We start from the raw sequence: 21541 nt of genomic DNA on the forward strand, positions 1-21541 counted from the left end.
GGTAAGAAATTTCAAATGCAACCGGACTTTTTTTATTTATTAATATTGAATTAAATAAGAATACACTAAGCAAGTTTTTGTATGGCAACATAAACATCCGAAATTTTATACCACGTGGGATAATTTACTGTGCCCGTTTGATCTAAATTAAATATTTGTTGGAACACTTTTACAGAGTCTGCTGTTTGTTGACCGTATAGTCCGTCCTCGATTAATTTAGGGATAAGAGGATAGTTATTAGCAATTGCATTAAGCTGTTCCTGTATTGTTCTTACACTATCTCCACTATCACCAACTTTAAGTGTGGTACCAGGAAAAGACATAGGAATTCCATCAACTTTTTCTGCTTGTTTTATGAAAACATCGCTACCATAGTAATTTTTTAGAATTTGCAAAGCATCTTGGCCTTGATCCCCAAGGTATTTTGAACCCCATTGGCTAAGCCAACCTTCCCTTATTACTTTTTTACCATCACAATATTGGGTAAATAACGGCTGTCTGATATCAGGTTTTGCGATGAAGGAAGTGAAAATTTCGTCTACAACATCAGAAATTTCCTGGAAAATATTTCTTCCAAAGGAAAATGACTGATCAAATGCTGTAGAATTCGTTATGGTAAAGTTATACCCCTTTCCTCGATACCATTCTGTATATACTCTGTTTAAAGTAAAAGAGAGAATAACATGAATATTTGCTTTTAGTGTTTCCCTTGGCCATGTAGCATATATTTCGCTGCTTGCCACATTTTTAATATAATCCTTAAAACCTACTGTATAGTTAGGCGCTGAGGCATTATCTGGTCCGCCGGCATGGACTACAATAATACTTGGTATTACCGGTTGTGGCAGTACAACTTGATTACTTGGAAAGGGGAGTTTTTTTACTTCTGATTCTGGTATCTTAGGTGGATAGTCACCATATAAAACCGGATAGGGTATGTTTACATCCCGATAATTGGGGGTAAGGGCAACCTCTTGTACGGCAGTAGTAGATGGGTAAATTTGAACATTATTGATATTTACCTCATTATAGTCAGGCATAGTTACTTTTACATTATATTCATTAAAAGGACGAGGCATATCGTATTCCATTGAGTATTCAAGCGGGGGCGCATTTAAAGGGATCGGGGAAACTTCGCCCCATGCATTTGTTTTTGCTTCTTCAATAATCGTATTATCATAGGGATCAAAAACACTTACTGTTGCGCCCTCCGCGGGTTTACCTATGTTAGTAAAGAAGGTACTTATTCTAAGTAATCCTGTTCCTCCCATGTAATTCGAACGCAAGAAAATTTTGTCGTTTGACATATTCAACCTCCTAAGGAAATTTATGTAATATAATAATTGATAATAGATTCTTTTATTACAGCGAAACTAGCGTATAAATCCAGTTTTCCATATCCCCATTTTGTATTGGGATATACCATATTTTCTTCACGGGTACATCCACTGATTAAAAAGGTTCGAACCAAATCCCCGTCCATAGAAGGGATGTTCTTTTTTACGATACCCCATTCAAGCAAAAGCGCTGCTGCCCCAGCAGTAATTGCAGCTGCAACAGACGTTCCCGTTTTGGTTCCGTAGCCTGAGGGATAAATGCCTTTTACATTTACGCCTGGTGCAACCAAATCCGGCGCCATACGAGGCAACCTGGTTGGACCCCATGAAGAAGAGACGAAAAGGCTGTTATCATTGCTGTTATATGCACCACAACAAATGCATCTTAGCGCAGTAGCAGGAAAAACAATTGTATGTTCCGGAACGGGTTTTAATAATTCAACTAATTCGCTTACTTGCCCGGTGATAGGAAGCCAAACAAAATATTCTCCGCTTACAACGGAGTCTCCAAAAAGCCTTACGTCCCAGATCCCTTGCGTTGCATTTTTAAAACTAAGGAAAATAACATTGTTAACACCCTTATAATATTCAATAGATACAGTTGTTTCTTCAAAAATCAGCTGTTCACTGTATTTTAAGCCAACTTTAAAAGGAAGCCTTGCAATCACTTCTCCTGTTGGAGATGTAATACTGGCGGAGATTTTATCATATGCAGGGCCGTAAATAGATACTGTGAAGGATTCGCCTTGTCTTCCAACTTTAATACTGAAAGTTTCCGTGGTACCTGTTCTTAGTATTTTTCCTTGGGAATGGTGTTTGGCATTGCTTTCGTTTCCCCCCGCATTAACAAAAACATAGCCCGCTCTTTGAGCGGCAAAAGATACATAGTCCTCGAATAATGTGTTTCCATCGTGTCCACTTCCGTTAGAGCCCATGGTAATACATGTTACAATAGGTAAATTCATTTCTTCCGTACGATCCATAATATACTTCATTCCCAAGAGATAATCTGTAGATTCATAAAGGTTTGGATTATCCTTTGGTAAAAGAAATTTATCAATATAATATTCACGGGCACGGCGCAGTTTTACAGCGATAATATAAGCTTTTGGTGCTGCCCCTATATATTCGCCTTTCTCGTTACTGGCAGCAACAGAGGCCATGAAGGTTCCGTGACCATCCTCATCTATTGTAGGAACGATGGAATAGGGGTCATCTGAATTTAAGGCACGATTGATATCTTCTTGTGTATAAACAGAGCCAAAATAAAGATAATCCGGTCTATTTCCGTCAATAGTTTGATCCCAAATATAGAGTATTTTTGAGGAACCGTCTTCAAAGCGAAATGCACTTTTTGTGTAATCAATGCCAGTGTCAACAAAGCCGATGACTACATTTCTTCCTGAAAGTTGCAAAAAAGGTTGATTTGTGATTTGAGCAATACCGCTGTCTTCATTGCTTTTGCTGTCGAGTGGGGACATTATTTTAGGAAAAAACTCATTAAAATCATTTCCTAAGGTATCAAATAATAGAGGGATATTTGCTTTGTTTGTATATACCACAACCAATTCATTAGCAAGCTCTGTTCCTAATTTTAGGTATGGTTTATCGCGCGCAAATATTTTAAATCGGTCCGTATTTATTACGTTAAAATCTACGGTTGTTGGTAGCTTTACAAATTCATCCAGCGGTAAATCGGATTCATTTATATCATTTATAACTGTAGCCAAAAATAATCTCCTCCCAGCCTGTATTCGACTAAATAATCCATTGTTTCCTGTAAACAAAGGGTGCCATAGCCAAAGGATGCATTTGGATAAATAATATCTTTTCTTCTTTCCGCTCCTAATCTTAAAAATGCTTTTAGTCGTTCTCCATAAAGAAATGGATCATTTTTTTGGATGATACCCCATTGCATGATTAAAGCAGCGGCACCTGTAACAAAAGGTGCAGCAACGCTGGTTCCCGTAAATGTGTCATAACCTCCGCCGCTTTTTGTTGTTAGAATATCTACTGCCGGGGCAGCAATATCAGGAATAATTGTTTGTACGTCCAAATTTCCTCTGCCAGAAAAAATGGCAATGTTGCCTACTCTATCATTATAACCTGCAACGCGTATTACCTTTGCAGCGGTACAAGGAATGGTAATGGTATTATAAATTGTTGGATCCGAAAAAAATGTAGTGTCACCAACTTCCTCCAGCGTTGGAAGCCATATATCAAAGTTTCCGTCGACGATTATTTGTGAGCGAATTTTTAATTTGAATATTCCCTCGGAAAAAGTCCCTTTATTGGCATTTGCAACCAAAAAAATCTCTTGTGAAACCGAGTAGTGGGAGGGCTGACCATAAAAAATGTTTACAGTAAATCCGGGTCTTCTAATTATCTTTGTTTGGCTTTCGATACCAATCACACCTGTGGAATTTCCGTCAGGGAATATCAATTCTACTGTAAAATTGTCCACAAAATTTTTCCAAAGAGATAGATAAGAAGTTTCCAACCCTGATCCAACAAAAAAATCGATTTCCACTACTTCGTTTGATTCAACTTTACCATGATAATGATGTCCGGCAGAACCTTCATTTCCTGTTGGAATAACAATTGAGGTTTTCCAGTTAGTGGAAATTTCTGAAATAAAAGTTTCAAATAAGGAATCTCCTTTATGGGAACCGTTATTCATACCGAAGCTCATGTTAATAGATACGGGCTTATTAAAACGTCTTGCTTTATCTATCACATATTTTAAGGCGCGCATTAATTCTGTTGACCTGGCAAAAGATTCATATCCCTTGTAGCCTACCTTAACAGCGATAATGTCTGCATCCGGTGCGATTCCCCGATTTATGCCACCACTTGCTCTTCCGTTTCCTGCTGCAATACCGGCTACTGCCGTCCCATGACCGCTGGTATCAATGCTTTGAACAATGAGATAGGGATCGGAATTTAAAATGGCGTTATTAATTTCTTGATTATTATATTCTGCTCCACTATAAAATCCCACAGGAGGTGTCCCTGTTTGTGTTTGATCCCAAATAAAAAGAATTCGACTGGTGCCATCCTCATTTTGAAAATCCGGATGCAAATAATCTATTCCAGAATCGATGATTGCAACAATAACCCCTTTTCCTGTAAGATTAAATTCATTGTCTCGCTGCACAGAGCTTACACAAGTACTTATAAGGTTATTGGGACCATTAAAATATACTTTTTTAGGCAGTTCTATATGTTCAACCTCCGGGTAGGAATTTAAAGTACCAATTTTTGTTTTATCGATGGTAATAATTGCGTAATTCAAATATATAATTTCGGCTTCTGCACCCAATTCCTCCGCAACTTTTACAATGTCTCCGTTAAATTTAACAATTACCTCTATTTCATTTGAGGGTGTGGTTAAAACCTCTGCAAACTCGTATTGATTTGTAATTTCCGCAGCAAATAATTCGTTTTGTTTTGAATATGCAGAAAAGTTTATTTTTTTAGGCATCTTGCACCCCCCGTTTAACCAAAAGTGTTAATATTTGAAAGCTGAATGACTGTGTGAACCCAGGTATGGTGTTGTTTTGAAAAGCCAATTAATTGATTTTCAGTGCACTCCTTAACGAAAAACCAGTATGCTTCGTTATTTTTTAATACCAAATATATGATTGTATTTATCTGATTTTTTAATAAAGGAATTTCCTTTTCGGTTAAGATATGGTTGTGTTTGGGTATATATTTTAATACCGCCTTTTGTGCTTCACTAAGTCGACAAGAATTATAATGCATTATCGTCACTCCTTTTGTTGTATTCATACATTATATTATGAAAAACTTGTTAACATACCTGTATGTAAGGTGAACAAACTCCATTTGGGTTCATAACTTTCCCTTCAGATTTACTCAAAAACAAAACAATAGTGTTTTTATGCAATATATGGTAAACTAAAATGCAAGCTACATTTACTTATGTAAAACAAAATTTAATATATATATCTTGTTAAAATCAAAGGAGGACATTCTATGGAGTTAAAACTCAACGCTGTTTTACATGGCTTTCAGTTAAAGGAAAAAGAAACTATATCGGATATTCACGGAGACGCTTATTTATTTGAACATATAAAAAGCGGGGCCAGACTTTTTTATATAAAATCTAACGATAATAACAAAGTTTTTTCCATATCATTTAAAACACCACCAGAGGATGATTGTGGAACACCACATATTTTAGAGCATTCTGTATTATGCGGTTCAAGAAAATATGCATCCAAAGATCCCTTCAATGAATTGGCAAAGGGCTCTTTAAATACTTTTTTGAATGCGTTAACCTATGCAGATAAAACGATGTATCCTATTGCAAGCTGTAACGAAGAGGATTTTCACAATTTAATGGATGTTTATTTGGATGCTGTATTTTATCCAAACATATACGCAAAAAAAGAAATTTTTATGCAAGAAGGCTGGCGTTATCTTGTAAACCAAGAAACGGAAGCTCTTGATATTACAGGGGTTGTTTATAATGAAATGAAAGGGGCGCTTTCTGACCCAGAAAGTTTGCTGCAAGGAGCTATTTCCAAAAGTTTGTTCGGAAAAACAACCTATGGATTTGAGTCGGGGGGAGACCCTGTTGCAATCCCGGATCTAACATACGAAAAATTCCTTTCTTTTCATAAAAAATACTATCATCCTTCCAATTCATATATTTATTTGTATGGTGATATGGATTTAGAACGGTGTTTGGTGCATATTGGGGATGAATACTTAAATGGTTTTGAACGTTCTTTTGATTTACCGGAAATCATCGAGACGAAAGGTATGATTTTCGACAAAAAAAGCCATGAGACATTTCCATCGGATAGCCAAGAGGAAACGGGCTATTTGGCGTATTCTGTAAATGTGGGGCTGTGTACCGATGAAGAACTTACCATGGCCGTACAGATTCTTTCCTATGTTTTGTTGGAAACAAATGCATCTGCGTTAAAAATCGCTCTTACGGATAGAAATATTTGTGATGAAGCAGAGGGGTGGTTTGATTCCTCAACTTTTGAAATGGTTTTTAGTATTGTTGCAAAAAATGCGGATATTTCCAAAGCAGAGGAATTTGAAGAGATCATCAATCAAACATTAGAAAACATACTACGGGAAGGCCTGGACGAGGAACTTCTTGCAAGCAGCATAAGAAGGCTTGCTTTCCTATTAAAAGAAGAGGATTATGGTTCAACACCAAAGGGGCTCATTTATGGAATGAAATCAATGAAAAGCTGGCTTCATGGAAAAAGTCCTGTTCAATGTTTACGACATTTTGAAATATTAGAAAAGATTAAAAGCCCTAATTTTGATTGGAAGAAAATTATTAGGAACCATATTCTACTGAATCCCCAAAAGAATATCCTTGTTTTTTCTCCAGATAAGAATAAGACAAAAGTGATACAAGAAGCCTTTCAAATTAAAATGAAAGAAAAGAAGGCGATATTTGCCGAAAAGGATTTGCAACAAATTTACGATGATAAAAAAAAACTAGAGATTTTTCAGCATACAGAAGACTCACCGGAAGTTTTGGCACAGATTCCTATCCTTCAATTATCACAAATAAATACTAACCCACCTGTATCTGATTACACCAAAAGTAGGGTAGGAGAGGGTAGCCAAATATTTGTTCCTATGGAAAGCAACGGGATTGTATACTTAAAACTGCATTTTGATACAGATTGTTTGAGTGAAGAATTACTGCCCTACGCAGGTCTCCTAACGGATATTTTAGGAAAATTAGATACCCAAAAGTATTCATATCAAGAATTACCTTTGATAACAAATAAGGTTTTTGGAGGATTATCATTCCACAATGATATTTATAGTAAAAATACAGAAGAGTACCGTGCATTTCTCACACTAAAAAGTAAATTTTTAAAAGAAGATTTCATAGAGGTTGCAGAATTGATCAAAGAAATTTTGTTGAATACAAATTTTGATGCATTGGAAAATCTCAAAAAGATTGTTCGTGCTGCAAAAATAAGAGGTGAAAATTATCTTTTAAATTACTCCCATATAGAAGGAATCCATTATTCTGTTGGTCAGTTATCCATGGGGGGGAAAATCAACGAAATCACTAGTGGAATTGAATATTTCCATTTTCTTACCAATATTGATAAACTTCTTTCTGAAATTCCGGAAAAAGTAATAGAAAAATTAAAGGAAACAGCAGAGATTTTGTTCACCAAAAAGAACTTTAATATTTCTATAGGCTGTGAAGAAAGTGTAATGAAAAGTGCAGTTTTTGTCAGAGACAATATTGTTGAAAGTCTAGATTTAGGCTCAGAAACTAGACCCAGAAACTATAATTTTGTCAGAAAAACATCCTCTATCGCGTTCACAGCCAATGGGGAAGTACTTTATAATGTATTTGCCGCTGATTTTAAAAAATATGGATATGCTTATAGCGGAAAGATGCAGGTATTAAAAACTATATTGAATTTGGAGTATCTGTGGAATGAGGTCCGTGTGAAAGGCGGTGCTTATGGCAGTGGATGCAATTTTCAAAAAAACGGACTTTGCTATTTTTACTCATACCGAGATCCAAACATGATTAATACCTATAAAATTTATACAGAATTATGGGGAAAACTAAGAAATTTTAATGTTTCTGATAGAGAGATGACAAAATATATTTTGGGTACCATAAATCGAATAGATCAGCCAAAAACAAATATGGATAAACTTAATGATGCAATTAATAAAGAATATCGTGGGTTTGAACAAAATTTTGAAATAATTGAACGAAATCAAATTATTCAAACGAATCAAAATGATATTTTACATTTTGCGGAATTGCTTCAAGACATTGCAAAAATGAAAAATTATTGTACTATTGGAAATGAAAGTAAAATTGAAAATAATAAAGAATTCTTTGATTCTATTCAAAAACTAATCCCATAATTAAATGTAGCAAAACCCGTAGAAAATATCTACGGGTTTTGCTATAGCACAGATTGGTGGTAGCTGAATGGGGGTTGTTTATAATTATTCGCAAAACTATCGTTTTGCGAATAATTATTGCTATTTTGCTATAGCAACAGCATCAATCCATATTCCACAACACATCAAACAATTTAGCTTTTTCCCATCCAGTCAACCGAATCTCACTAAGTACACATTCAAAAATCCCAATCCTGTCAGAACCCCTATTTTTCTCAATCAAATCACAAAGCCTATCATACGCCAAATCAAAATTATCAGAAAAATGTATAAATTTACGAAGTTATAATACATTCACGAATAGTTTTTAAATTTGTATTATCTATCACCACTTCAAACTATCTAAGTAAAATGATTTTTCCCCTCGACACTTATTTGTATGACTCCTTCAAAATTTTAGAGTAACGCAGATCTACATAATATTATTATGGTAAACATAGTTCTTTTAAAACAAAAAAATCCTCATCGAAAACTATACTTACAAAAGTTTTGACGAGGATTTTTAAATTACACTCTACTAACTATTAAATTCATATCCTACTAAATTAATATCCTACATTTTGAACGCCCAAATAAGATTGGGGATTGACATATTTTCCATTTACTAAAACTGAGAAATGGCAATGATTTCCTGTAGATAAACCAGTACTGCCGCATTTCGCAATTGTCTGCCCTCTCGTAACCATTTGACCTTTTGAAACAACGAGCGAAGAATTATGACCATAAAGGGTAGAAAGTCCGCCACCATGATCAATAATGATTGTATAACCGTATCCATTCATCCATCCGGAATATGTAACTTTACCGGCTTCTGCTGCAACAATCGCTGAACCATATGACGCAGGAATATCGTAGCCGCTATGATTTTCGCTTTTTCCTGTAACAGGATTTATTCTATGGACAAATCCACTGCTTAAGCTAGAGGAAGAAGCCGCTCTTGAGGGAACCGGCCAGCCTAATGATCCGTTCCCTGTATAATACGGTGTTGCGCTTCCGGACTGCTGTGCAATTAAGTTCAATACCTGTTGATCTGCCTTTGCGTTTGCGGCGATTAATTGTTCCTGCTTCTTTACATCTTTGGCATAAGACGCCATCACAGCTTGTTTTTCGGAAATTAAGCTTTGCATACTCTCTACTTTTTCTTTTTGTATCGCAACAACTTCAGCTTGAGCAGCTTGGTTTTCAGCGATTTCATCCTTTTTTGTTTGAATGGTATCTTGAATTTTTTGCAGTTCGTCCAAAATATCCTTGTCAAACATCATGATATCATTAACATATTGCATTCTTAAAAACAAATCGGAAAAGCTTTCTGATTCCAAAAGAATTTCCAAATAACCTGATGAACCCTTTTGTTGAAGAAAGCGCATACGACTGCCTAAAAGCTGAAATTGCTTTTCTCGTTTGGCAGATGCTTCCTCCAACGCCTTTTCAGCAGCGGTTAAAGCTTCTGTTAACTCATCCAAATCTGATTGAGCATTATCTAGTTCTGCCTGCAAACTATTCATGACCTTATCCATAGCATTAATTTCATCTTCAACAGAAGATTGCTTTGAATTTAAATTTTCTATTTCTTTTCTTGCATTTGCAGTTTGTTGAGCAAGTGTCTTTCTTTTTGCCTCCAATTCCGCAACGGTTGCTGCACCTGTTTTATATGAGGGAAAAACCCCAATGGTCAAAAATCCCGCTAAAACAAGGCAAGTAGCTTTTTTTAAAATTTTCATCGTAAAAACCTCATTATTATCACAATTTGTCTCTTTATATTATACAGATTTTGTGACAATTTTCAACTTTAAATAGCTAATTATGTGTTTTTAATTTTAATCAAATTATACCAATTCATTTTTTTTATTTCCCAGGTAATTTTTGAAGTCTCAGTGCACACTGAAATTGCGTAATTTTCTATTTGATGAAAGGATTTCAAATAGAAATATCTTTCATCAATAAAAACTGATTCCTTCACCTGGTTCTCATGCAATACGGAAAAGGATTCAAAAGGATAAGCAATTCCCTTGCCTATCAACTTAGTTATGCTTTCCTTACACGTCCACAGCTGAAAAAAAATTTGTCTTTTTTCCTTTTCTTCCAAAGTGATGAATTCTTTTTCCTCTTGAATAGAGAAAATTTTGGTGGTTCGTGGCAATTTGTCCCGTGTTTTTTCAATATCACAACCTACCGGAACCTTGGAAAAAGTGCAAATCGCATACCGACCGGAATGGGACAAGCTGAAATAGTATTCCTTATTCGGTAGATAAGGTTTACCGTTAGCAGTAACTTCTATTTCAGTATAAAGCTTTGCTTGATTGACAGAAAAAAAGGCATACCTTAATAAAAGACCGGCTGCCAAAGAAAGTCTTTTACTTTCTTCCTTAAATAGTCTTTCAACTTTATTGCGCCTTTGCTCCCCCACAAGTTCCATAGCAGTTTCAAATTTTTCTGAATCTTTCAGTTCATCTGCGTCCATTATCAGTAGTTCCACCATTTTGAAACACCTCTTAGCATAAAAAGCAGAGCTGTTTGAGAACGTGCTCTTACAGCTCTGCCTCCATATTATTAAAGACTTATTTCACAATTAAGTTTACAATTTTACCTGGTACATAAATTTCTTTTACAACTTCTTTTCCGTCTAAGCGGTTGCCCAAAACTTCTTTTGCTTTAACCAAAACTTCGTCCTTTGTTGCATTGGTGGAAATTTCCATTGTTCCTCTTAATTTACCAGCAACTTGAATTGCAATTTCAATTGTATCCTGCACAAGCTTACTTTCATCAACTTTTGGCCAGCCTGCTGCGAATACAGAGCCCTCGTGCCCCAATTCTTTCCAAAGCTCTTCTGAAATATGGGGAGCAAAAGGAGCCAGTAAAATTACCATAGTGTCCAAAGTTTCTTTCGATAAACCGCCTTGTTTTTTAGCAATATCATTCAGTTTATTGGAGTATTCCATAAAACCACTAACAACGGTATTCATTGTTAAAGCTTCCAAACGGCTGGTAATATCAGCAATCAGTTTGTTGCAAATAAATTCTTCTTCTTTGCCTGCTTGTACCCCTGAATCTTTATTGGTGTAGACCATCTTCCAAATTCTATTCAGGAAACGGAATACGCCGTCAATACCGCTATCATCCCAGTCACAATCCATTTCAGGGGGACCAACAAACAGCTCGTACATTCTCAGTGAGTCACAACCATAATTTTCTACCAATTCATCAGGAGAAACTACGTTACCCAAAGATTTACTCATTTTTCCGCCATTCTTTGTAATCATGCCCTGATTAAATAATTTCTGGAAAGGTTCTTCAAAAGGCACTGCACCAATATCATATAAGAACTTTGTATAGAAACGAGCATACAACAAGTGCAATACAGCGTGTTCAATACCGCCAACATATAAATCAACAGGAGCCCATTTTTTCAGAGCTTTCATGCTAGCCAACTGGTCATTGTTGTGATTATCCACGTAACGCAGGAAATACCAACTGGAGCCAGCCCACTGAGGCATTGTATTTGTTTCTCTCTTTGCCGGCATGCCACATACGGGGCAAGTTGTATTTACCCACTCATCTATATGAGCCAAAGGAGATTCACCGGTATCCGTAGGCTTATAAGATTCTACGTTAGGAAGCAATACAGGCAATTGATCTTCGGGAACAGGAACAGCACCACAATGTTCACAATGGATAATGGGAATAGGTTCTCCCCAATATCTTTGTCTGGAGAATACCCAGTCACGCAGCTTATAATTAACGGTTTTCTTACCAATGCCCTGTTCTTCCATGATGTGAGGAACTTTCTTCTTTGCCTCAAACGCCTTCATACCATTCCATTCCCCGGAGTTAATGATGACGCCGTCACCTACATAAGCTTCTGTCAAAGGCTTTTCTTCTTCGCCTTCAGGCAAAATCACTTGAATGATGGGTAATTTAAACTTTGTAGCAAACTCAAAGTCACGTTCATCGTGGGCAGGTACGCACATTACTGCACCTGTACCGTAATCAGCCAATACATAATCCGCAACCCAAACAGGAATTTCTTTGCCATTTACCGGGTTTACGCAATAAGTACCAGTAAATACACCTGTTTTTTCTTTATCTGTCAAACGGTCAACCGAAGATTTGGTAGATGCATCGAAACAGTATTTTTCCACTGCTTCTTTACATTCGGGTGCTAGAATTTCAGCAAGACCTTTATATTCAGGAGCCAAAACCATAAAGGTACATCCATGAAGGGTGTCTGGCCTTGTTGTATAAACAGAGATTTTATTGTCGCCGCCACTTACGTTAAAATCAACCTCGGCACCATAGCTTTTGCCAATCCAATCTGACTGCATCTTTTTTACTTTATCAGACCAATCCAGTTTTTGTAAATCTTCCAGCAGTCTATCTGCATATGCTGTGATTTTCAACATCCACTGGCGAAGGTTTTTCTTAGTAACTGTTGCACCACAGCGCTCACATGTGCCGCCGGCAGCTTCTTCATTTGCCAAAACACATTTACAGCTTGGGCACCAGTTCAAAGGCATTTCTTTCTCGTATGCCAACCCTTGTTTAAACATTTGAACAAAAATCCACTGTGTCCATTTATAATAAGCAGGATCTGTGGTATCAACTTCTTTATCCCAATCGTAAATAGCACTGATTTCGTGGAGCTGACGTTTTACATTTGCAATATTATCTGCGGTGGAAATGCGTGGATGAACATTATTTTTAATTGCAAAGTTTTCAGCAGGCAAACCAAAAGCGTCCCATCCCATGGGATGCAATACTTGATAGCCTTGAAGCACTTTATATCTGCTGACTACATCACTCAGTACATAACCTCTCCAATGTCCAACGTGAAGCCCTGTACCGGATGGATAGGGAAACATATCTAAGCAATAAAATTTCGGCTTTTTATCATCTTCTACGTTTACGGGGTGCTTTTCCCACTCCTCACGCCATTTTTTTTCGATTTCTGCAAATTCATAGCGACTGTTCATTAAAATTCCTCCTCAACATAATCTATCATCAAAAACCAGATTATTTACCAACGTAATTGTTGCCCATTTTGGGTAAAAACAAAATAGAATTAGCCATTTATTTCGTTTTAGTGGGGCAAAACTCCCTTTTTGTGGTTATACCTTACCTACAAGCGAAGGAATTTATCTTTTTCAAACCGAAAGCTGATAAATGCATGGTAAATAAAAAAACCTTCGTCTCAGTTAGAGACGAAGGGATACTCCGTGTTACCACTCTAGTTTGCCAATAGGCACACTCAAAACCAATAACGGTGGCTTACCGTTGCCGCTTACTAATCAAGGCTGATGTTCTGGGCAAAACTCCAAGGCCAGTTCCAAAACGCATCTTTATCGACTCACACCAACCGCCGACTCTCTGAAAAAAAATATCGCTTTGTACTCTTCCTTTTCAACGTTTATTTACGAACTTATTTATAACATATTTACTAATAAAAATCAAGTGTTTTTAGCTGTTTTTCAAAAGAATACAGTCTACAAAGCTTGGTCAAACTGCCTTTTCTGTATCAAACTGGTTACTATATAAGGCATAGTAAAACCCTTTTTCTCTCATAAGTTCCTCATGGTTTCCCCGCTCAATAATTTGGCCATGATTTACCACTGCAATTAAATCTGCATCCTTTATTGTGCTTAGACGATGGGCAATCACAAAGTTCGTGCGCCCTTTCATCAAGTTCTGCATTGCTTCTTGTATTTTTACTTCTGTCCTTGTGTCTACACTGCTGGTTGCTTCATCAAGAATCAGAACAGAAGGATTCGCCAATATAGCTCTTGCGATGGCAAGCATTTGCCGCTGTCCCTGACTTAAATTGCCACCCCCATCTGATAATACAGTATCATAACCGTCTGGCAACCTTCGGATAAATTCATGGGCGTTGGCAAGTTTTGCAGCTTTTTTAATTTCATCATCCGTTGCATTCAATCTTCCGTAACGAATATTTTCACGAATGGTATCGGTAAATAAATAGGTGTCTTGTAATACAATTCCCAAACTTGAGCGCAAGCTATTGCGTTTTATTGCTTTAATGTTACGGCCGTCAATGGTAATCGTCCCTTTATCTATGTCATAAAAGCGTGTTAATAAATTAATAATTGTGGTTTTGCCTGCCCCTGTAGGGCCTACTAAAGCAATGGTTTGACCTGGTTTCGCATATAAGTTTACATCCTTTAATATAGGGTTTCCTTCTTCATAAGAAAAATTAACATCGGAAAGAACCACTTCTCCCTCCACCTCCCTTAATTCTAGGGCTTCTGGAGTATCAACGAGTTCTTCCGCTTCATCCAACACCTCAAATACACGTTCGGCACCGGCAAAAGCAGACATCATGGCATTCACTTGATTTGCCAGTTCGTTCAATGGTCTTGTGAACTGTCTGGAAAAAATGATGAAATTAGAAATTGTGCCTAATGTCATGGGGAAACCCGCTACCATCATAAATCCACCTGTGGCAACCACAATTGCATAAGTCATATTATTAAGAGCCATCATAATGGGACCGATCATCCCGGAAAAGACTTCTGCCCGAACACCTACCTGCAACAGATCATCATTTCTTTTTGAAAAGGATTCCGTCATTTCTTCCTCCTGACAAAAAACCTTTACTACTTTCTGTCCTGAAATAATTTCCTCAATAAAGCCATTCAGTTTCCCAAGGCGTTCTTGTTTTTCTTTATAATATTTTCTAGAACGAGAAGTAATGGCCTTTGTGGCAATAAGCATAATGGGTATGGAAATAATTGTTGCAATGGTCAAAGGAATGCTTAAATAAATCATCATTGCCAATGTTCCAAATATAGTCAAACCACTTTGAAATACTTGAGAAATACTGGAATTAAGTGCCATAGAAATATTATCCACATCGTTTGTTACACGACTCATGAGTTCACCATGGGTTGTATTATCAAAGTATTTTAAAGGCAACTTTTGTATCTTTTCAAATATTTCTTTACGGATTGAAGCAACGACATTTTGCCCAACAATTAGAAACAAGTTACTTTGAAGCCACATACAAAAAGAGGTTCCTGCATAAATTGCTAAAAGTGTAGCGCATATCTTAATTAAACCCTTAAAGTCAAACTTTGCAATGTATTTGTCTATAGCAACCCCAATCAAACGAGTTGCAAAAACCGTTCCCAGTGTAACAAAAGCGATAGAAATTATTGAAATAAGCAAATAAACCCAGTATTTGTTTAAATAACGCAAAAGCCTGCTGAGAGTCTTTTTGGTATTCTTTGGTTTTTTATTAGATACAGGCGAATGTCCGCCCATTCGGGGACTAGGCATCTAAAACTACCCCTTTCTTCATTTGAGATTGATAAATTTCTTGGTAATCCAAACTAGTTTCCATAAGTTTATTATGGTTACCTTCTGCTGCAATTTTTCCATCTTTTAAAACAATAATCTTGTCTGCGTTCTTAATAGAGCTGATTCTTTGGGCAATAATAAATTTTGTGCAATGGCTATGAGATTCCTTCATAGATTGACGAATTCTTTTTTCGGTTAAAGAATCCACGGCACTGGTACTATCATCAAAAATAATAATACTTGGATTTTGGATCAGTGCTCTTGCTATAGAAATACGTTGTTTTTGACCGCCGGAAACATTAACACCTTTTTGTCCCAATTCTGTATCATAACCTTTTGGCATCTCCATAATAAAATCGTGGGCCTGAGCAGCTTTTGCCGCTGCAATCACTTCTTCTTCCGTAGCATTTTTATTTCCCCATTTGATATTCTCTTTTATTGTGCCTGTAAATAATATGGTTTCTTGAAGAACCACGGAAACTTTTTTTCTCAATTCATGTATGGGATACTTTCGTACATCAACCCCATCAATACAAATTTCTCCTTCTGAAACATCATATAAACGTGGCATTAAGTTCACCAAAGTTGATTTGCCCGATCCCGTTTCTCCCAAAATTCCGATGGTTTCTCCTGCCTTTGCCGTAAAGTTGACATTTTCTAAAACCGGTTCACCTGTGCCACCTTTATAGCGGAAAAATACGTTCTGAAACGTAACATTCCCTTGATCTTTCTCGGGTAAAACAGGAACAGTGGGATTTACGATATCAATTTCTTCATTTAAAACCTCATTTACACGATTGAGAGAAATCTGCGCTCTGGAAACATACATAAATACCATAGCAATCATCATCAACGACATAATCATCTGCATTAAATAAGTGATAAAGGCCATAATTTCTTCTATTCTCATGGAGCCATTATACACTTGAACCCCACCAAACCAAAGGATTGCAATGACAGAAACATTTAAAATAAACATCATTGCCGGTAACATTAATATCACAATGCGAAAGGCTTTTAAATTTGTGTTTTTATAATCTTCATTTGCAATATCAAACTTTTCCATTTCGTAGTCATGACGAACAAAAGCTTTGACAACCCGCATGCCCGCCAAACATTCACGCATAACAGTATTAACGGTATCTAACTTTTTTTGAACCATTTGAAATTTCGGTATTCCCTTACGCATAACCAAAAAGGTAACTAGACCCAAAATTAAAATCGCAATAACAAATATTACAGCTAGTTTTGCATTAATACTGAAGGCCATAATCAAGCTGCCAAAGCAGAGCAAGGGTGCTCGAATCAAAAATCGCAAGGACATAAGAATAACCATCTGAATTTGAGTAATGTCATTGGTTAATCTTGTAATGAGCGAAGGTGTTTGAAATGTGTCTATATTATGAAAAGAAAAATCCTGAATTTTCATAAACAGGTCTTTTCTTAAATCTGTTCCCGCTCTCTGGCTTACAATGCTGGCACAGATTAGACAACCAATACCACCAATGATGCCCAAAATTGCAATGGCTATCATTGCCCCGCCTAGCTTTAAAATATAACTGCTATTTCCCCCTGCAACACCGTTGTTGATTAAAAGAGTCATCAGCTTTGGCATGATTAACTCCGAAGAGGCGTCCACCATCATAAATAATGGTGCTAAAATTGCCAAAACTTTATATGGTTTCATATATTTTAAAATCAGCTTCAATCCCATTCCCTCATTTCTTGCAACTCTCTACTCATGTTATCTAAAATCCGAATCAGCGAACTAAGAAAGACTTCCTTTTCCTCTTTGGAAAAACCACGGAAACCCACTTCATCTAAGGTTGCGCCTTTTTCTATAAAAGCCTGAAATTTTTCTCTGCCCTTTTCTGTTATACTTACCCGAATGTTTCTCATGTCTTTTTCATCTCGTATGCGCACAATTAGCTCATCACGCTCCATCCTCTTTAAAGCATCAGTCATAGACGCAGGTTTTATTCGAATAAATTGGGACAATTCTTTCTGCGTCTGCAAATTTTTGGCTGCAAGAGACATTAAGATTCGAGGTTGTCCTGCAGAAAGCCCAATCTCCTGAGCACTACGCATCATATGTAAATGATATAGCTTAAGCAGTACATTCAACGTAAATGTAAAATCCGTTACATGATCTCCCATCGCTTCTCTTTTTTTTGCTAATTCATCAGAAAAAAGCATCTTTATTCCTCCTAATTTTTTCCCTGCTTTGACCAATAATTCACAAAAGCTATATAATCTGGTTCCCATATTACTTATAATCATTGGCATTTTTTTTAAAAGTGTTTAAATATAATAGTAAAAAAGACTATATAAAAAATGTTAAAAAAAAATAGTTAGATATCTAATCATTAGATACCTAACTATTTTAGCAGAATATTTTTATTTGTCAATGAAAATTAAAAAATTATAATACGTACTGGAACATAAATGCAATATGAATACTGCTACCAACCATAACAAAAACATGGAATATCTCATGAAATCCGAAATTTTTAAAAGTAATATTCGGCTTTTTTAATGCATAAATAACTGCTCCCGCTGTGTAAGCAATACCACCTGCTAATAAAAGACCAATCCCTTGCCAGCTAACTGCTTTTTCCAGTGGAACAAATACAACAACAGCTAACCAGCCCATCACAACATAAATAAGGGTAGATAACCACCTGGGGGCATTCATCCAAAAAATTTTCAGTAAAATTCCAGCCAAAGCAAATGCCCAAATGAGAATAAGCATTGTCCATCCCCATTTGCCATGCAAGGATACCAGACAGATAGGCGTATAAGTTCCGGCAATTAGCACAAAAATCATCATATGATCAATGCGACGCAAAATATTGATTTTACTTTGGGGCAGTTTTAGCGTATGATATATCGTACTGGCTCCATATAACAGTAATAAAGATATGCCAAATACAGCAAAGCCCCATTGATGCCAAACACTTGCCTCTAGTTTTGCTTCCTGCATCAATAAAATAAAGCAAGGAATTACCGCTAGAAATCCGATAAAATGTGTCAAAGCACTGATTGGGTCTTTAATTTTAACTTTGATTCTTTCCATTATTACAACTCCTTCATGTAGTTTTAAATACTACTTATAGTTATATCCATATAATAGCACATTATTTATAATAGTGCAAGAAGAATTCGGAAATAAGACTTGAAGCATTTTTTCAAATGCTATATAATAAAAAAACAACAGGAGAATTTGAGGTGAAACAATGGTCACACTAGATAAAATTATAGAAAACTTTACGAAGGAAATCAAAGTTTCGGGAATTATTGAAATGGAAGATATCCCTAATATTGATTTATATATGGATCAGGTAACAACATTTATGGATAAAGCGTTAAGAAATTATAAACGTTATGAAGACGATAAAATTTTGACGAAAACAATGATTAATAACTATACAAAGGCTAAAATTTTTCCTGCTCCAATTAAAAAGAAGTACAGCCGTACCCATGTAATGTTATTGATTATGATTTATCATTTAAAGGCTGTTCTCTCTATTCGTGATATTGGCATTTTGTTTCAGCCAGTTCTGATTACAAAATCCAAAGAAGAGCAGGAGACCTTTATCCAGAATATTTATGAAGGCTTTACCAAAGTACAAATGATCATTCAACAAAATATGCAGTCCGTTGCAGAAGGATTGCAGAGTACCGCAAATCCTGCAAAAGATGTGATTGATGAATATCAAGATGAAAAAGCAAAAAAAATCTTACTGGTTCTTCTTCTTGCCATTCGTGCAAATGCTGAAAAGCAACTAGCAGAAAGAGCTCTTGATTTATATTTTTAAGGAAAAAAGCGTATCTTCAAAAAAGAAGACACGCTTTTTTATTAGGAATGCTTGCCAAATTTTTCATTTTCTGATCAGCTAATAAATAATCCAGAAAAATTATGTTCAAATCCTTTAAGCATATTTTTTACTTCACTGTCAATTAGAATAAACTAAGCTGATTTGTTTCAGGGATGCCATTGAGTACACCATTATCTTTTAGCAAATCAATCAAAGAACGACCTAATGATGTCCTATTTTTCAATTCTTCTAAAGTGTTGAACTCTCCGCCTACCCTTCCCTCTACAATGCTTTCTGCCGCATTGGTTCCCAGCCCTTGCAATGAATTAAACGGGGGTATGAGCCCTTCTTTTGTTACAATAAACTTTTTACTGTCAGATTGATAAAGATCCATAGGTAAAAATTGAAAACCTCTGGCATAAAATTCAACGATAATTTCCAAAACAGTGAGTTTATTTTTATCTTTCGTTGTTGCCTCCATACCTTTTGCCTGAATTTCTTTTATGGCTTCCTTTGCTTTATCCAAGCCCTTGCACATGGCTGCATAGTCAAAATCATCACTGGCTCTTACTGTAAAATAAGCGGCATAATATGCCTCAGGATAATGGATTTTAAAATAAGCAATGCGAAATGCCATCATCACATAAGCGGCAGCATGAGCTTTCGGAAACATATACTTAATTTTTTGACAGGATTCAATATACCAATCCGGTACATTGCTAGCTTTCATATCTGCGATATCTTCCTCTGTCAAACCTTTTCCTTTCCGAACTTTTTCCATGATTTTAAAGGATTTTTTTCTATCTACACCTTTGTTGATAAGGTAAATCATAATGCTGTCGCGGGTAGATATGGTTTCCTTTAAGCTAATGGTACCGTTTTCTATTAAAGTTTGGGCGTTTCCAAGCCACACGTCAGTACCGTGAGAAAGCCCGGAAATTCGCAATAAATCAGCAAAAGTTTTTGGTTTTGTATCTAACAACATTCCTCTAACAAATTTTGTACCAAATTCGGGGATTCCTAATGTTCCTGTTTTACAGTTGATTTCTTCCTCGGTGACGCCTAACGCCTGGGGTGATTCAAATAACGACATTGTTTCGGGATCACCAAGAGGTACTGTTTGGGGGTTTACGCCAGTTAAATCATAAAGCATACGAATTACGGTAGGATCATCGTGTCCTAAAAGGTCTAGCTTTAGTAATCGACCGCTGATGGAGTGATAATCAAAATGCGTTGTGGTAATTTTTGAATTTACATCATTTGCGGGACGTTGAATGGGACAAAACTCAAAGATACTATGATCATTGGGTACAACCATAAGCCCACCAGGGTGCTGACCTGTTGTCCTTTTTATTCCGGTACATCCCAAAACCAGACGGTTGATTTCGGCATTATGTACTGTTTTTTCCCGCTCATCAAAATATTTTTTCACAAAACCGTAAGCCGTTTTGTCTGCAAGGGTTCCAATTGTTCCAGCTTTAAACACATGTCCCACACCGAACAGCTCCTCTGTATAAGCATGGGCTCGCTGTTGGTATTCGCCGGAAAAGTTCAAGTCAATATCCGGCTCCTTATCTCCTTCAAAACCAAGAAATGTCTGGAAAGGGATATCATGCCCATCCTTATGTAGTTTTTCACCGCAAACGGGACAATTTTTATCTGGCATATCACAACCACAGGCTTCCTCCATGGCATAGGTTTTAACCGTTTCGGACTCAAAATCTGAATACTTACAATTTGGGCAAACATAATGGGGCGGCAAAGAGTTTACCTCTGTAATCCCTGCCATATTCGCCGCGAAGGAAGAACCTACGGAGCCACGAGAACCAACCAAATATCCATCCTCCACAGATTTCCATACTAACTTCTGTGCAATAATATAAAGGACGGCATAACCGTTGCTGATGATAGAATTCAGCTCTGTTTCCAGTCTTTCTTGAACAATTGCGGGTAGCGGATCGCCATAAATAGAATGAGCCTTGTCCATACAAATCTGTCGAAGCTGGTCATCGGCACCTTCAATTTTCGGGGGGAAGGTTTCATCAGGAATGGGTTTTATCTTCTCAATTCGATCTGCAATCAGATTGGTATTGGTGATTACCACTTCTTTTGCTTTCTCCTCACCCA

At 36.6% G+C, this 21541-nt stretch carries 14 protein-coding genes and 1 other annotated feature; of the genes, 2 read left to right on the forward strand and 12 right to left on the reverse strand.

The window, feature by feature from the left end; all coding sequences use genetic code 11:
* Positions 1–65 precede the first annotated feature (65 nt).
* The 4 genes from P9Q65_RS06395 to P9Q65_RS06410 are packed head-to-tail and all read right to left on the reverse strand — an operon-like array spanning position 66 to position 5102.
* Positions 66–1307, reverse strand: coding sequence for a peptidoglycan-binding protein (locus P9Q65_RS06395; protein WP_304508538.1), 1242 nt, complete (start codon positions 1305–1307; stop codon positions 66–68).
* A gap of 20 nt (positions 1308–1327) precedes the next feature.
* Positions 1328–3067 carry a S8 family peptidase gene (locus P9Q65_RS06400; protein ID WP_304508539.1) on the reverse strand — a complete coding sequence of 580 codons (1740 nt, stop codon included), beginning with the start codon at positions 3065–3067 and terminating at the stop codon, positions 1328–1330.
* Positions 3052–4821, reverse strand: coding sequence for a S8 family peptidase (locus P9Q65_RS06405; RefSeq protein WP_304508540.1), 1770 nt, complete (start codon positions 4819–4821; stop codon positions 3052–3054). Before P9Q65_RS06405 ends, P9Q65_RS06400 begins: the two co-directional genes overlap by 16 nt.
* A 14-nt stretch (positions 4822–4835) precedes the next feature.
* Complete coding sequence (locus tag P9Q65_RS06410) at positions 4836–5102, reverse strand: hypothetical protein (protein ID WP_304508541.1); 267 nt, start codon at positions 5100–5102, stop codon at positions 4836–4838.
* 234 nt (positions 5103–5336) lie between these two features.
* Between P9Q65_RS06410 and P9Q65_RS06415 the strand changes: the two genes are divergently transcribed.
* Positions 5337–8246, forward strand: a complete 2910-nt coding sequence (locus P9Q65_RS06415; RefSeq protein ID WP_304508542.1) for an insulinase family protein — start codon at positions 5337–5339, stop codon at positions 8244–8246.
* A gap of 584 nt (positions 8247–8830) precedes the next feature.
* Here the strand turns inward: P9Q65_RS06415 and P9Q65_RS06420 are convergent.
* The 7 genes from P9Q65_RS06420 to trhA all read right to left on the reverse strand — a co-directional run bounded on the left by P9Q65_RS06420 (position 8831) and on the right by trhA (position 18672).
* Complete coding sequence (locus P9Q65_RS06420) at positions 8831–10006, reverse strand: murein hydrolase activator EnvC family protein (protein ID WP_304508543.1); 1176 nt, start codon at positions 10004–10006, stop codon at positions 8831–8833.
* A gap of 80 nt (positions 10007–10086) precedes the next feature.
* Positions 10087–10764: a 4'-phosphopantetheinyl transferase family protein gene (locus tag P9Q65_RS06425; RefSeq protein WP_304508544.1), complete on the reverse strand. Its 678-nt coding sequence runs from the start codon at positions 10762–10764 to the stop codon at positions 10087–10089.
* Between the two features lie 79 nt (positions 10765–10843).
* Entirely contained in the window at positions 10844–13255 is a 2412-nt protein-coding gene (gene leuS / locus P9Q65_RS06430) for a leucine--tRNA ligase (RefSeq protein WP_304508545.1), read from the reverse strand.
* 221 nt (positions 13256–13476) lie between these two features.
* Positions 13477–13695 (reverse strand) — a binding site (T-box leader).
* Between the two features lie 83 nt (positions 13696–13778).
* Positions 13779–15575: an ABC transporter ATP-binding protein gene (locus P9Q65_RS06435; RefSeq protein WP_304508546.1), complete on the reverse strand. Its 1797-nt coding sequence runs from the start codon at positions 15573–15575 to the stop codon at positions 13779–13781.
* A complete protein-coding gene (locus P9Q65_RS06440) occupies positions 15568–17304 on the reverse strand; it encodes an ABC transporter ATP-binding protein (RefSeq protein WP_304508547.1) in 1737 nt (578 codons plus the stop codon). Before P9Q65_RS06440 ends, P9Q65_RS06435 begins: the two co-directional genes overlap by 8 nt.
* Entirely contained in the window at positions 17301–17792 is a 492-nt protein-coding gene (locus P9Q65_RS06445; RefSeq protein ID WP_304508548.1) for a MarR family winged helix-turn-helix transcriptional regulator, read from the reverse strand. The genes P9Q65_RS06440 and P9Q65_RS06445 overlap by 4 nt, the downstream gene beginning before the upstream one ends.
* Positions 17793–18018: 226 nt before the next feature.
* The gene (gene trhA / locus P9Q65_RS06450; RefSeq protein ID WP_304508549.1) at positions 18019–18672 is read right to left on the reverse strand and encodes a PAQR family membrane homeostasis protein TrhA; all 654 of its coding nucleotides are present in this window, start codon (positions 18670–18672) and stop codon (positions 18019–18021) included.
* A gap of 160 nt (positions 18673–18832) precedes the next feature.
* On the opposite strand from trhA, the gene P9Q65_RS06455 reads away from it, so the two are divergent.
* Positions 18833–19414 carry a DUF1836 domain-containing protein gene (locus P9Q65_RS06455; RefSeq protein ID WP_304508550.1) on the forward strand — a complete coding sequence of 194 codons (582 nt, stop codon included), beginning with the start codon at positions 18833–18835 and terminating at the stop codon, positions 19412–19414.
* 142 nt (positions 19415–19556) lie between these two features.
* On the opposite strand, the gene P9Q65_RS06460 is transcribed toward P9Q65_RS06455, so the two are convergent.
* The coding region (locus P9Q65_RS06460; protein WP_304508551.1) for a PolC-type DNA polymerase III at positions 19557–21541 on the reverse strand (1985 nt) is incomplete at its 5' end.

The organism is Anaerotignum sp. (assembly GCF_030625865.1).
GTDB lineage: Bacteria > Bacillota > Clostridia > Lachnospirales > Anaerotignaceae > Chakrabartyella.